This window comes from Caballeronia sp. 11_S32, assembly GCF_056930355.1.
On the sequence record NZ_JBXOWH010000003.1, the window covers coordinates 2,163,487 to 2,177,102 of the forward strand.

Here is a 13,616-nt window from a genome sequence, read left to right on the forward strand (position 1 = left end):
GGACTTCGGCGGTCGCTCGCCGGTCTCGCCTCTTCGGAGGCTCGTCGTGCGCGGCGCCTTCGCGCGGCGCGCTTCATTCTGCGACCCTGCTTTTGCATGCGGGTTCTGCCGCGATGCGCGCGCGGCGCACCGCTTCTTTCTCGTGCGGCCCGTCGTGGCGAGCCTGCCGCGTCATCGGAAATCGATGGCGCGCTTTGCTGCTGATGGCCGCGAGCGCATCGAGCGCATTCGCGGCCGGGTTCTCAGTTGCTCGGACGGAAGCCGTAGAGATCGCCGTCATGCGTCTGCACGACGAGCGTATTGCCCGCCAGCACGGGCGCCGCGGTGATCGCGCTGCCATCGGTCGGCGCGCGGCCCACCAGCGCGCCGTTCTCCGTGTTGAGGAAGTGGACGAAGCCCTTGTAGTCGCCCACCACGACCGCACGGCCCAGGATGTACGGCACGCTGACGCTGCGATTCTTCAGCGCGTCCGTCTTCCAGAGCGGCGAGCCGTCCGACGCGCGGAACGCGTTGACGACCGACCAGTCGTCGCCGGCCGCGACGACCTGCTCGTCCTGCGCGAGGCCGCTGTCGCTCGAGAAGTTCTTTTCCCACACCGGGCGGCCCGTGTTCGCGTCGAAGCAGCCGATACGGCCCTGGAACGTCACCGCGCAGGTCTGCGCGCCGACGAGACCCGGCGCGCCGGTTACGTCGTTGATGCGCTCGACTTCGGTCACGCCCTTCGGATACGACACCGGCGCCTGCCAGTACGCGTCGCCCGTCTGCAGGTTGATCGCCGCGAAAGCGCCGCCGGGGAAGCCCGCGAGCACCGCCTGATTGCCGGCGAAGGTCATGCCCGCCGATACGCGCAGGTTCAGCGGCACGGCGCGCAACTGGAAGATCCACTTCTGCTCGCCGGTCTGCGCGTTGTACGCGATGACCTTGCCGTCAATCGTGCGCACGACCACGAGATCGTTGCCGACGAGCGGCGGCGAGATGATTTCGCCCGGCGCGGTGGCCGTCCACAGCAGCTTGCCGTCGGGGCCGAGCACGTCGACCTGGCCTTTCAGTCCGCCCACCGCCGTGAGATTGCCGTCGCTGCCGACACCCGCGGACAGATCGTCCTTCAGCTTGGTGCGCCAGACGTCCTGGCCGGTCTTCGCGTCGATCTTGGCAACGGTGCCGTTCGTGCCCGCGGCAAAGACGAAGTCGTCCACGGCGACCGGTGAGAAGAGATAGCGGCCCGCCTTGCCGACGCTCGCTTTCCACGCCTGATTGACGTTCAACACCGGCTTGAAGTCCGCGAGCGGTGTCGGCTCGCGGCGTTCATCCTTGGTCGACGAGCAAGCGGCCAACAAGGCGGTCATCGCACAGGCGAGCGGCACGGCGTAGCGTTTCAAAAAAGTCATCGGTGGACGCAACATGAATGGGTGAATTGGGTTGATCGGCGCTGGCCGCCGCGTCGCTTCATCACGACGCCGCGGCACGGCGGCCAGATTGAACAATGCTTGACCGATACGGAACGATGCGGATCAGCCGCCCAGCGCATCGAGCTTGAACTGAATCAGCTGACGCGCGGACGTGTCGTTCGCGGGCAGTGTATCGAGCGCCACCTTGTACGCTGCGCGCGCATCGTCGCGCTTGCCTTGCGCGGCGAGCAGGTCGCCGCGGCGATCCGCGATCACGCCCTTGAACGCATCGAGCGGCTGATCGGCGAGCAGCTTCAGGCCGGCGTCGTAGTTCTTTTCATCGAGCAGGATGAGCGCGAGGCGCAGCTTCGCGATCTGCTTGTACTCGTCGTCCTTGGCGTGATCGATGGCCCATTGCAACTGCGCCTTCGCGCCGGCCGCGTTGCCCGCCGCGTAGAGCGACTTCGCCGCCGCGAGCGCGGTCATCTGCGCGTAGCCCGTGCTGCCGAACTTGTCTTCCATGTCCGACGCCACACGCGCCACCAGCGCCTGGTCGTTGCCGTTCACCGCCTGCTGCAGATGGTCGTACAGCACCGATGCTTCGGCTGCCTGACGGCGCTGCCAGAAATTCCATCCGTTGTAGCCGGCCGCGATGATGAGCGCCACGAGCACGATCCAAGTCGTGGTGTTACCCCATCTGGCCCACCAGGCCTTTACGCTTTCCAGTGATTCTTGTTCGTCGTGATAGCTCATCGTCCAGCTATTCCTTCCTGCGTTTCAAATCCCTCAACGAGTGCCGCGCGCGATGCCGGATCGTCCCGATCCTGCCCGATGCGCGCAGCCGGACGCCCGAATCTCAGGCACCCTCGTCATCGGCGGTTGCAACCATCGCATTGATTAGGTATTCGGTCAAGTCTTCCGCCGGAACGTTCACCTGCTCGTTCTTTTGCCCTTCGGACGTTTCGTCGCCCGAACGGCGCAGCGGCTTGACGCCAATCATGCCCTGCGCGAGCTCGTCTTCACCGAGCACGACGGCGAAAGCCGCGCCGCTCGCGTCGGCCTTTTTCATCTGCGACTTGAAGCTCGCGGACGCGCCGTCCGGGCTGCAATGCAGGATGACGTCGAGGCCAGTATCGCGCAGACGCTCCGCGACGATGAACGCGTGCTCCGCCGCCTTCTCGCCCTGATGCACGACATAGACGTCCGTGCCTTCGGCTTCCGGCACGAGATGCTCTTCCTTCAGCAGCTCGAGGATGCGCTCGACGCCCATCGCCCAGCCACAGGCGGCCGTCGGCTTGCCGCCCAGCTGCTCGATCAGCGGATCGTAACGCCCGCCGCCCGCGACCGTGCCCTGCGCGCCGAGCTTGTCGGTGACCCACTCGAACACGGTCAGGTTGTAGTAGTCGAGGCCGCGCACGAGACGCGGGTTGATCGTGAACGGAATGTTGTTCGCCTTGAGCAGCCGCTGCACGCCCTCGAAGTGCTTGCGCGAGGTCTCGCCGAGAAAATCGACGAGCTTCGGCGCGTTCTGCGCGATCTCCTGCAGCGCCGGATTCTTCGTGTCGAGCACGCGCAGCGGATTCGTATAGAGACGGCGCTTCGCTTCTTCATCGAGCGAATCGACGTGCTTCTCCAGATACGCGATCAGCTCCTTGCGATGCGCCGCGCGCTCCTCGGCCTGGCCGAGCGAGTTCAGTTCGAGGCGGATGCCGGTGAGCCCGAGATCGTCCCAGAGACGCTGGCACATCATGATGATTTCGGCGTCGGTGTCCGGACCCGCGAAGCCGAGCGCTTCCACGCCGACCTGATGGAACTGGCGATAACGCCCGCGCTGCGGACGCTCGTGACGGAACATCGGGCCGATGTACCACAGGCGCTTCGGGCCGTCGTACAGCAGATTGTGCTCGATGGTCGCGCGCACCACCGCCGCGGTGTTCTCCGGGCGCATCGTCAGATGCTCGCCGTTCAGCGCGTCGGTGAAGCTGTACATTTCCTTCTCGACGATATCCGTCACCTCGCCGATGCCACGCGTGAACAACTGCGTATGCTCGATGATCGGCGTGCGGATGTTCTGATAGCCGTATGCGCGCAGCATCGACTTGACGGTGGTCTCGAAGAAGTCCCACAACGCGGCATCCTGCGGGAGGATGTCGTTCATGCCCTTCACGCCGCTCAGTTTCTCGAGCCGTTTCTTCTGTTCAGTCATGTGTCTTCAAAGGGTTGCGGTGGACGTCTCTTCACGCGTGCCCGCGGTTTGCCCGTAGGTGCGCTCGACGTAGTCGCTGACGATCTGCTGGAATTCCTCGCCGATGCGCTCGCCGCGCAGGGTCTTTACCTTCACGCCGTCGATGAAAACGGGCGCCGCCGGATTCTCACCCGAGCCCGGCAGGCTGATGCCGATGTTCGCGTGCTTCGACTCACCCGGCCCATTGACGATGCAGCCCATCACCGCGACGTGCATCTTCTCGACGCCAGGATATTGGTCGCGCCAGACGGGCATCGAGTTGCGCAGATAGGTCTGGATTTGCGACGCGAGTTCCTGGAACAGCGTGCTCGTCGTGCGGCCGCAGCCGGGGCACGCGATGACCATCGGCGTGAAGGAGCGCAGGCCCATGGTCTGCAAAATCTCCTGGCCGACGACGACTTCGCCCGTGCGCGCGCCGCCCGGCTCGGGCGTGAGCGAGATGCGAATCGTGTCGCCAATGCCTTCCTGCAGCAGCACGGAAAGCGCGGCCGTGGAAGCCACGATGCCCTTCGAGCCCATGCCCGCCTCGGTCAGGCCGAGATGCAGCGCGAAGCTGCAGCGCTTCGCCAGTTCGCGATACACGGCGATCAGATCCTGCACGCCGCTGACCTTGCACGACAGGATGATCTTGTCGCGGCCGAGGCCCAGTTCGACGGCGCGTTCCGCCGAGCCGATCGCCGATTGAATCAGCGCCTCGTACATCACGCTTTGCACTTCCCACGGCGTCGAGCGCGCGGCGTTTTCGTCCATCATGCGCGCGAGCAGGTCCTGATCGAGACTGCCCCAGTTCACGCCGATGCGCACCGGCTTGTCGTACTTGATCGCGGCTTCGATCATCTGCGCGAATTGCGTGTCGCGCTTCGCACCCTGGCCCACATTGCCCGGATTGATGCGGTACTTCGACAGCGCCTCCGCGCACGCGGGATAGTCGCGCAGCAGCAGATGGCCGTTGTAGTGAAAGTCGCCGACGAGCGGCACCGTCACGCCCATGCGGTCCAGTTGCTCGCGGATATGCGGCACGGCGGCCGCCGCTTCCGGCGTGTTCACCGTGATGCGCACGAGTTCGGAGCCCGCCTGCGCGAGTTCCTTGATCTGGATCGCGGTGCCGATGGCGTCCGCGGTATCGGTGTTGGTCATCGACTGCACGCGCACCGGCGCGTCGCCGCCGATCGTGACGAGCTGGCCGCCCCAGCGCACGTCGACCGCATGCGATGCGCGACGCTGCAACGGACCGCCGAAGACCGGCTCGGTCGAACAAATCTTGCTGCTGATCAGGGATTGAGCTTCGGATTGCATCGAAAAACCCTTTGGCAACCTGCGCGCCGATCGGGCGCCGGGCTGCGTGTGTGGAACCTCAAACGGGCGTCACGGCTTGCACCGTGACGCCCCTGACTTGTCCGCCGCGCGTCAATCAGCCGACCTCGCGCTCACGCTCAAGGCAGCGAGAGGCGCGCGACGTTTCCGCGTGCGGAGGAATAGCGCTTGGCATCGACCGGCTCGTCATCGACCGACAAGGATTCGACGCCCTTTACGTTTCCGACGGTCACCTTGAACGGCGCCTCGCCTTCCACGCGCTGGGTGGCGCCGGCGTGCACGAGACCCGAAAACAGCTCTTTGCCGTCCTTGCCGCGCACGCTGAACCAGCTATCTTCCTTCACTTTCAATTCGACCGCGCCCGAGCCGCTGCCCGCGACCGCCGGAGCGGACGCCGCCGCCGGCGCGACAGCCGAGGCAGCCTTCGGCGCGGATGCCATCTTCGCCGCGGATGCCGGCGCCGCCACGGACGACGGCGCGCTCGCGCCCTGGACCGCGGACAGCGTCGACGACGAAGCCGGCAGCGCGTTCGTGCCGAGCGGACGCGGCATCGGCTGTTCGCCGGGCGCCGCCGCCACTTCGGGCAGCGACGCTTCGCCCGTGTTCGCCGCGGCGGCCTCGTCGGGCGTCGGCGCGGAGACTGCGGCTTTGGATTCGGTCGAGTTCGACGTCGACGACAGGCCGACGCCCGTGCTTGCCTTCAGGCGCGCGAGCCAGTTGCCCGAATCGCCGCCGGTATGCCACATCGCGAGCGCCGCCAGTGCGACGATCATTGCGAGCACACCCCACATCCACGAGCGACGGCGGCCCGATGAATTGCCGAGCGGCACTGAGACGCGTCCGCGCGGCAGTCCCGCGCCCGCCGACGCCGGCACCTTCAGATTGTGCGCGATCTCGCCGCCATCGCGCCGGAACGCCTGCGTGAACGGCGCCGGATCGGTGCCGAGAATCTTCGCGTAGCTGCGCACGATGCCCGCGGCGAACGTGCGATCGGGCAACTGGCTGATATCGCCCGCTTCGAGCGCGAGCAACTTGGGCGGCGACACCTTGAGCCGGGCGGAAACGTCGTCGATCGACCATGCTTTTGCCTGGCGGAGCTGCGCGAGACGCGCGCCGACCGCCTGTATCGAGTCCAGGTGCCCCGCCTGACCCGCATTCGATGCCGCCCCTTGCGCACCGGCCTGACCTTCGTGCTCACTGTCGGATCGGTTGCCGGTATGACTGCCGAAAGGCGTCGGGTGCTGCGGCTCACTCATGCCAAATTCCTCGCATCGATTCTTCTAAATAGCGCTGTTGCTTCGTTAGGTTCGAAAAAGCCCGTGAACGATACAACTCCGGCGCCATTGCAGACCGCTTTATAACAAAATGTTCGGTTTTCGTGCCGCATCGGGCGCCTGCTGCGCCTTTGCGGCGGCTTTTGTTCGATTCGAACGCCGCGTCAGACCGCCCGCACCTCGATCGTCTTGCTGCCCGCGCGGCTCATGCGCTCGGCGAGACGCGTGCGATCCTGCACCGCGCCCGCGAGCTGCCCGCATGCCGCGTCGATGTCGTCGCCGCGCGTCTTGCGCACCGTCGTCACGACACCCGCATCGATCAGCACCTGCGCGAAACGCTTGATCTGCTCGTTCTTCGAACGCGTCAGGCCCGATTCCGGAAACGGATTGAACGGGATGAGGTTGAACTTGCACGGCACGTCGCGCGTGACAGCCAGCAATTCGCGCGCATGCGCTTCGCTGTCGTTCACGCCGTCGAGCATGCAATATTCGAACGTGATGAAGTCGCGCGGCGCGACCTTCAGATACCGCTGGCATGCGGCCATCAGCTCGCGCAGCGGGTACTTCTTGTTGAGCGGCACCAGCATGTCGCGCAGCGGATCGTTCGGCGCGTGCAGCGACACCGCGAGCGCCACCGGCAAATCGGCCGCGAGGCGGTCCATCATCGGCACGACGCCGGAGGTGGACAGCGTGACGCGACGGCGCGACAGGCCGTAGGCGTTGTCGTCGAGCATCAGGCGCATGGCCGGCACGACGGCGTCGTAGTTGAGCATCGGCTCACCCATGCCCATCATCACGACGTTCGTGACGACGCGCTCGCCCTTGCCCGGGCCGCCGACTTCGCGCCCGAGCGAGCGGCGCAGCGCAAACTCCGCCATGCGCAACTGGCCGATGATCTCGCCCGTGGACAGGTTGCGGGAAAAGCCCTGCTTGCCCGTGGAGCAAAACCGGCAGTTCACCGCGCAGCCCGCCTGCGACGACACGCACAGCGTGCCGCGCGTCTCTTCGGGGATGAACACGGTTTCGACCGCGTTGCCGTTGCCGACGTCGATCAGCCACTTGCGGGTGCCGTCGGTGGAAACGTGGTCCGTGATGATGTCGGGCATCGCCATATTGGCGCGGCCCTTGAGCTTTTCGCGCAGCGATTTCGCGAGATCCGTCATGCCGTCGAAGTCGTCGACACCGTACTGGTGGATCCAGCGCTGCAATTGCTTGGCGCGAAACGGCTTTTCGCCGAGACTCGCGCAATACGCGGTGAGCCCGGCGGCGTCGAGATCGAGAAGGTTGACGGTGGTGCTGCTCGTCATGTCGAGTTCTGCCATTTCAGATTGCGAAGCCCGGAGCGGTTCTTTGAAACCCTGCCCGGGACCGTTCGCGCCAATTCCTGCTTGTTTTCGTACCGCTATTGTTGCGTCGAGGCGCGATGCACGCGACGGCCTGCCGACCATCGCGGCGACCGACGCTTCGATTAACGCGAGTAGACGTTCACTTCCGGGAAGAAGAACGCCACTTCCTGACGCGCCGTTTCCGGAGCGTCCGAGCCGTGCACGGCGTTGGCGTCGATGCTGTCGGCGAAGTCAGCGCGGATCGTGCCCTTGTCTGCCTTCTTCGGATCGGTCGCGCCCATCAGGTCGCGGTGCTTGGCGATGGCGTTCTCGCCTTCCAGAACCTGGATCACCACCGGGCCGGAAATCATGAATTCCACGAGGTCCTTGAAGAACGGACGTGCGGCGTGCACGGCGTAGAACTTTTCCGCGTCGGCGCGCGACAGATGGACCATGCGCGACGCAACGATCTTCAGACCTGCGTTCTCGAAACGGCTGTAGATCTGGCCGATAACGTTCTTTGCCACTGCGTCCGGCTTAATAATCGACAGGGTGCGCTCGATCGCCATGAAAAACTCCAAAAAATGAACGGTTTACGGATTAAAACGAATCGACAATTGTAGCACGAAGCAAGGTATGATTGCGATTGAAACCTTACGGCATCGTAAGAATCAAACCCAGCGAGGACTTAAACGTCCGGACGGCCGAATCAGCCCTTCGAACTATTGAATTCGGCGCGCGCCGGGGCCATATTGGAGCAGAACGCTGCATTGCAACCGAGAGGCGCGTCGTGCCGCGGATGCACCAAGACGGTCCTAATTCTGGTTTAAGTCCGCGCACCTTATCATTCGTATATGACGGATGTCGCGGGAAGACCGACAGACAATTGGAGCAAGGAGAAACCATGAACGAATCACCCTACAGCTTTGGCCGTAATGGCAGCGTCACCTCGGTCGAGGTGCGCAACCGCGTGCTGCGCAACACCTACTGGCTGCTCGCGCTCTCGATGGTGCCGACGGTGCTCGGCGCGTGGGTCGGCGTCGCGACGGGCTTCTCGCTGTTCGCCGCCACGAGCCCGGCAATGAGCTTCATCGCGTTCCTCGCGATCGCGTTCGGCTTCATGTTCGCCATCGAGAAGACGAAGAACAGCGGCATGGGCGTCGTCGTCCTGCTCGGCTTCACGTTCTTCATGGGCCTGATGCTCTCGCGGCTTTTGAGCTTCATCCTCGGGTTTTCGAACGGGCCGCAGCTGATCATGATGGCCTTCGGCGGCACTGGCGTGATCTTCGCGGCCATGGCGACCATCGCCACCGTCAGCAAGCGCGATTTCTCGGGCCTCGGCAAGTTCCTGTTCATGGGCGTGATCGTCATTCTGCTGGCGGCGTTCGCGAACATCTTCCTGCAACTGCCCGCACTGATGATGACGATCTCCGTGCTCGCCATCGTGATCTTCTCGGCGTACATGCTGTTCGACGTGCAACGCGTGGTGAACGGCGGCGAGACGAACTACATCAGCGCGACGCTCGCGATCTATCTCGACCTGTACAACGTGTTCACGAACCTGCTGGCGCTGCTCGGCATCTTCGGTGGCAACCGCAACTAAGCGGACTGCACGCGGCAGAAACGAAAAAACCGGCCTTCGGGCCGGTTTTTTTGCGCCTGCTCGATAACGAGCGCCGACTCAATCGCGCTCGAACAACGCGATCGACTCCACGTGCGACGTGTGCGGGAACATGTTCACCACGCCCGCGCCCTTCATCCGGTAGCCCGCCTCGTGCACGAGCAGCCCGGCGTCGCGGGCGAGCGTCGCCGGGTTGCACGACACGTAGACGATGCGCTGGGGCAACGGCCCGTCGCCGCTCTGCGCGATATCCGCGAGCGCCTTCGATACCGCGAGCGCGCCTTCGCGCGGCGGATCGATCAGGAACTTGTCGAAGGCGCCGAGCGCGCGCAAGTCGTCGGCGGTGACTTCGAACAGGTTGCGGCACGCGAACGACGTATGTCCGTCGACGCCGTTCGCCTTCGCGTTCTCCAGCGCGCGGGCGGTCAGCGCCTCGCTGCCTTCGATGCCCACCACTTCGCGCGACACGCGCGCGAGCGGCAGCGTGAAGTTGCCGATGCCGCAGAACAGGTCGAGCACACGATCCGATTTTTCCGGCGCGAGCAGGCTCAACGCGCGGCTCACCAGCACGCGATTGATCTGGTGATTCACCTGCGTGAAATCGGTCGGCTTGAACGGCATGCGGATATCGAACTCCGGCAGCGTGTAAGCCAGCTCGCGATCGAGCGGATAAAACGGGTAGACCGTATCCGGGCCTTTCGGCTGGAGCCACCATTGAACGCCGTGTTCATCGGCGAAAGTGCGCAGCAGCGCTTCGTCGGCTTCGGTCAGCGGCTCCAGGATGCGCAGCACGAGAGCGGTGACATCGGAACCGACCGCGAGTTCGATCTGCGGCATGCGATCGCGGATCGACAGCCCCGCCACCAGATGACGCAGCGGCACGAGCATCGCCGAGACGTGCGGCGGCAGCACCTCACAGCTCGTCATGTCGGCGACGTAGCTGCTCTTCCTCTCGTGAAAGCCGACCAGCACGCCGCCCTTCTTCTCGACGTGCCGCACGGTCAGGCGCGCGCGATAGCGATATCCCCAAGACGGCCCGTGAATCGGACGGAACATGGTTTCCGCGCGCAGCTTCGCCAGATGTTGCAGATTGTCCTCGAGCACGCGCTGCTTCACCGCGATCTGCGCGCGCACATCGAGATGCTGCATCGAGCAGCCGCCACAGATGCCGAAAAACTGGCACTTCGGCTTCGCGCGGATCACGCTCTCGCGAATCACCTTCACCACCTGCGCCTGCTCGAAGCTCGGCTTCTTGCGAAAACTCGAATAGCTCACTCGTTCGCCCGGCAGCGCGCCTTCGACGAAGATCACCTTGCCCGGCTCGCCGTCCTCGTTGACCGTGCGGCCAACGCCGCGCGCTTCCATGTCGAGCGATTCGATTTCGATTTCCGGCGCGACGAAGTTCGGATCGGGCGTGACGGATTTCGCCGGCGCGGCGCGGCGGCGATGGGGAGTTTTTCGAGCGGCTTCAGACACCTGCGTACTTCCTGGCTAACGAATGGCAAAGGCGAGATTGTAGACGAACGTCACGGCGTCAACTGCCGAACGCGGCCAGATACTCGGCCCAGTGCGACGACGTTTCCTGTGCGAGCGCGTTCTTCACGAAGTTGATTTCGTCGGCGTACTCATCCGGCGTGAAACCGCCGCGCATCATCTGGAAGCGGCAGTACATGAGATATGTGTTGACGACATCAGTCTCGCAATAGTTGCGGATTTCGTCGAGATGGCCGTCGCAATACGCCTCCCAGACCTTGCCGCCGTCCATGCCGAGCTTGCCGGGAAAGCCGCACAACTTCGCGAGCGCATCGAGCGGCGCGTTGGCGCGCGCCTGATACATCGCGAGCACGTCCATGAGATCGATGTGCCGCATGTGATAGCGGCTGATGTAATTGTTGAACTTGAACTCACGGTCGTCCTGACCGAGATCCCAGTATCGCGGCGCGGCGATGCCGTGCACCAGCGCGCGGTAATGAAGCACGGGCAGGTCGAAGCCGCCGCCGTTCCACGACACGAGCTGCGGCGTGTACTTCTCGATCACGCGATAAAACGACTGGATGAGCGCGGCTTCGCCATCGGCGGTCGTGCCGAGCGAGCGCACGCGAAAGCCGCTGTTGTCGCGGAACACGCAGGAAATCGCCGCGACGCGCTGCAGATGATGCGGCAGAAAGTCATTGCCCACGCGCTCGCGGCGCGCTTCGAACGCATGTTCGGCGACTTCGCGGTCGGAGAGATCGTCGGGTAAATCTTCTAGACGGCGAATGCCGTCGACATCGGGGATGGTCTCGATGTCGAAAACGAGAATCGGTGTCATTGAATCCTGAAACGCGGCGCCCTGGAACCAAAGGGCGCCGCAAAAGCGTTAAAGCGTTAGAGCACGGCGTCCTTGCGAACGCCGTTGGATGCGAAAAAGCGCTTGAGCCGCACGAGCGCCTCTTGCTGGATCTGGCGCACACGCTCGCGCGTGAGGCCCATTTCGTCGGCGAGCTCCTCGAGCGTCGCGGGCTCGATATGGTTGAGCCCGAAACGCCGTTCGATCACGTGCCGGTGTTTATCCGACAGGCGCGACAGCCACAGGCGCGTGAGCGATTCGAGCTCGCGATGCTGCACTTCCGCATCCGGCGACTGGCTCTGGTCGTCGGACAGAAGATCGAGCAGGCTGCTGCCGGGATCGAGATCGAGCGGCGCATCGAGCGAAGCCGTGTGCTCGTTGAGCGCGAGGATGTCGGTGACTTCATCCGGCGTCTTGCCGGTGAGATAAGCGATATCGTCGATGCTCGCGTCGCGGCGCTCGGGCGCGACGCTGTCAGCCGCATTGGCGGAATTTTTTTCCAGATGGCGCTTCGCGCGCAGCACCTGATTGAGTTCGCGGATCACATGCACCGGCAGGCGCACCGTGCGCGCCTGATTCATGATCGCGCGTTCGATGCTCTGGCGGATCCACCAGGTGGCATAGGTCGAAAAACGGAAGCCGCGCGTGGGGTCGAATTTTTCGATCGCGTGCATGAGGCCGAGATTGCCTTCCTCGATGAGATCGAGCAGCGGCACGCCGCGATTGAGATAACCCTTCGCGATGCTGACGACGAGCCGCAGATTGCGCTCGATCATCACCTGCCGCGCCTCGAATTCACCCGCCTTCGCAAGCCGTGAATAGCGCTGCTCTTCCTCGACGGTCAGGAGCGGCTTCACGCTGATGCGGTTCAGGTAATGCTGGATGGTGTCGGCCGTGAGCTCGGCCTGCAGCAGCGAGCGGAAGTCGTCGGCGTCGGGCGCGGAATCGTTTGCGCCTTCACCCGCTTCGGCGTTGCCCTTGCCACGGCTGCTGCCTTCTTCGTCGGAATCGGAATCGGATTCGGAATCGATATCGACATCGACGTTATCGATGTCGTCGTCATGAGTCGAAGCACCGTCCTCCACCGACACTTGCAAAGGTCGGCTGATCGTCTCAGTCTCGGCTTGCGGCAGGCGGCGCTTCGTTTTTGGCATGATGGTTTCGCTTTATTGCGGCGGCAAATACTTCAGTGGGTCAACAGGTTTTCCCTGCCGGCGAACTTCGAAATGCAACATCACGCGGTCCGAATCGCTGTTCCCCATCTCAGCGATCTTCTGCCCTTTAGTTACCGCGTCTCCTTCTTTTACCATCAAAGCGCGATTATGTGCATACGCTGTGAGAAAAGTTGCGTCGTGCTTGATGATAATGAGATTGCCATAGCCGCGCAGCCCATTTCCGGAGTAAACCACTCGGCCATCCGCCGACGCGTTGACCGCATCTCCCGCCGCACCGCCAATATTCAAACCCTTGTTCTTCGCATCGTCGAACGTGCCGATGATCGGCCCGCGCGCCGGCCAGATGAACGCCGGCTGGGCCGCGGGCGCCGTCGCCCCCGTGTCAGCGCCCGGCGCCGATGTCATGCCCGCCGCCGCGCCCGGAGTCGTGCCCGGCGTTGCGCCCATGCCCGAGTTCGGACCGTAGTACGGCGGCTGCGCGGCCGCGCCGGGCTGCGGCGTGGCGTACGCGTTCGCGCCGTTGAGCGGCTGCGCCTGCACGCCGCCGCCCACGATCGGCGCGGTCGCTACACCAGGCGTTGCCGCCGCGACGTTCGCGCCCGGAGGCGCCACGCGCATCAGCTGGCCGACTTCGATCTGGTTCGGGTTGCTCAGGTTATTCCACGCTGCGATGTCGTGATAATTTTGACCGTTTTCCAGTGCGATCCGATATAGGGTGTCGCCCGGTTTTACACGGTAATAGCCCGGCGGCGGCGGACCGTTGTCCGGCGCCTGCGCCGCCGTGGTGCCGATGGGCGCGCCCGTTCTGTCGACGACGGGCGCCATGTCCATGCGCGTCGAACACGCCGCCAGCGCGGACAACGCCAGCACGCACACGCCGCGCTGCGCCGCGCTTAGGCCTTGGTCCGCACTTCCTTCTCGCAAAGCACGCAGGATACTCATCGG

12 protein-coding genes are annotated in these 13,616 nt (G+C 64.2%); 1 reads left to right on the forward strand and 11 read right to left on the reverse strand.

What is annotated here, in order from left to right:
* Nucleotides 1-242 precede the first annotated feature (242 nt).
* The 7 genes from bamB to ndk form a co-directional block, all read right to left on the reverse strand.
* Nucleotides 243-1,388 carry an outer membrane protein assembly factor BamB gene (bamB, locus tag AC1Z32_RS21735; RefSeq protein ID WP_483480518.1) on the reverse strand — a complete coding sequence of 382 codons (1,146 nt, stop codon included), beginning with the start codon at nt 1,386-1,388 and terminating at the stop codon, nt 243-245.
* 123 nt (nt 1,389-1,511) lie between these two features.
* Nucleotides 1,512-2,141 carry a tetratricopeptide repeat protein gene (locus tag AC1Z32_RS21740; protein ID WP_483480519.1) on the reverse strand — a complete coding sequence of 210 codons (630 nt, stop codon included), beginning with the start codon at nt 2,139-2,141 and terminating at the stop codon, nt 1,512-1,514.
* A 103-nt stretch (nt 2,142-2,244) separates the two neighbouring features.
* Nucleotides 2,245-3,594 (reverse strand): histidine--tRNA ligase, encoded by a 1,350-nt coding sequence (hisS, locus tag AC1Z32_RS21745; protein WP_483480520.1) that lies wholly within the window; start codon nt 3,592-3,594, stop codon nt 2,245-2,247.
* 6 nt (nt 3,595-3,600) lie between these two features.
* Nucleotides 3,601-4,929, reverse strand: coding sequence for a flavodoxin-dependent (E)-4-hydroxy-3-methylbut-2-enyl-diphosphate synthase (gene ispG, locus AC1Z32_RS21750; RefSeq protein ID WP_483480521.1), 1,329 nt, complete (start codon nt 4,927-4,929; stop codon nt 3,601-3,603).
* A 137-nt stretch (nt 4,930-5,066) separates the two neighbouring features.
* Complete coding sequence (locus tag AC1Z32_RS21755) at nt 5,067-6,203, reverse strand: RodZ domain-containing protein (RefSeq protein ID WP_483480522.1); 1,137 nt, start codon at nt 6,201-6,203, stop codon at nt 5,067-5,069.
* A gap of 182 nt (nt 6,204-6,385) precedes the next feature.
* Nucleotides 6,386-7,528 carry a dual-specificity RNA methyltransferase RlmN gene (rlmN, locus tag AC1Z32_RS21760; protein ID WP_483481710.1) on the reverse strand — a complete coding sequence of 381 codons (1,143 nt, stop codon included), beginning with the start codon at nt 7,526-7,528 and terminating at the stop codon, nt 6,386-6,388.
* 161 nt (nt 7,529-7,689) lie between these two features.
* On the reverse strand, nt 7,690-8,115 hold the full coding sequence (gene ndk, locus AC1Z32_RS21765; RefSeq protein ID WP_483480523.1) for a nucleoside-diphosphate kinase: 426 nt from the start codon (nt 8,113-8,115) through the stop codon (nt 7,690-7,692).
* 335 nt (nt 8,116-8,450) lie between these two features.
* Here ndk and AC1Z32_RS21770 point away from each other — a divergent pair, with 335 nt between their 5' ends.
* Complete coding sequence (locus AC1Z32_RS21770) at nt 8,451-9,149, forward strand: Bax inhibitor-1/YccA family protein (RefSeq protein ID WP_008349366.1); 699 nt, start codon at nt 8,451-8,453, stop codon at nt 9,147-9,149.
* Nucleotides 9,150-9,227: 78 nt separating this feature from the next.
* On the opposite strand, the gene rlmD is transcribed toward AC1Z32_RS21770, so the two are convergent.
* From rlmD to AC1Z32_RS21790, 4 genes are all read right to left on the reverse strand, one after another.
* A complete protein-coding gene (gene rlmD / locus AC1Z32_RS21775) occupies nt 9,228-10,553 on the reverse strand; it encodes a 23S rRNA (uracil(1939)-C(5))-methyltransferase RlmD (RefSeq protein ID WP_483481711.1) in 1,326 nt (441 codons plus the stop codon).
* 148 nt (nt 10,554-10,701) lie between these two features.
* On the reverse strand, nt 10,702-11,478 hold the full coding sequence (locus tag AC1Z32_RS21780) for a 3'-5' exonuclease (RefSeq protein ID WP_483480524.1): 777 nt from the start codon (nt 11,476-11,478) through the stop codon (nt 10,702-10,704).
* 56 nt (nt 11,479-11,534) lie between these two features.
* Nucleotides 11,535-12,650, reverse strand: coding sequence for an RNA polymerase sigma factor RpoS (rpoS, locus tag AC1Z32_RS21785; protein ID WP_483480525.1), 1,116 nt, complete (start codon nt 12,648-12,650; stop codon nt 11,535-11,537).
* Nucleotides 12,651-12,662: 12 nt separating this feature from the next.
* On the reverse strand, nt 12,663-13,613 hold the full coding sequence (locus AC1Z32_RS21790) for a peptidoglycan DD-metalloendopeptidase family protein (protein ID WP_483481712.1): 951 nt from the start codon (nt 13,611-13,613) through the stop codon (nt 12,663-12,665).
* Nucleotides 13,614-13,616: the final 3 nt, after the last annotated feature.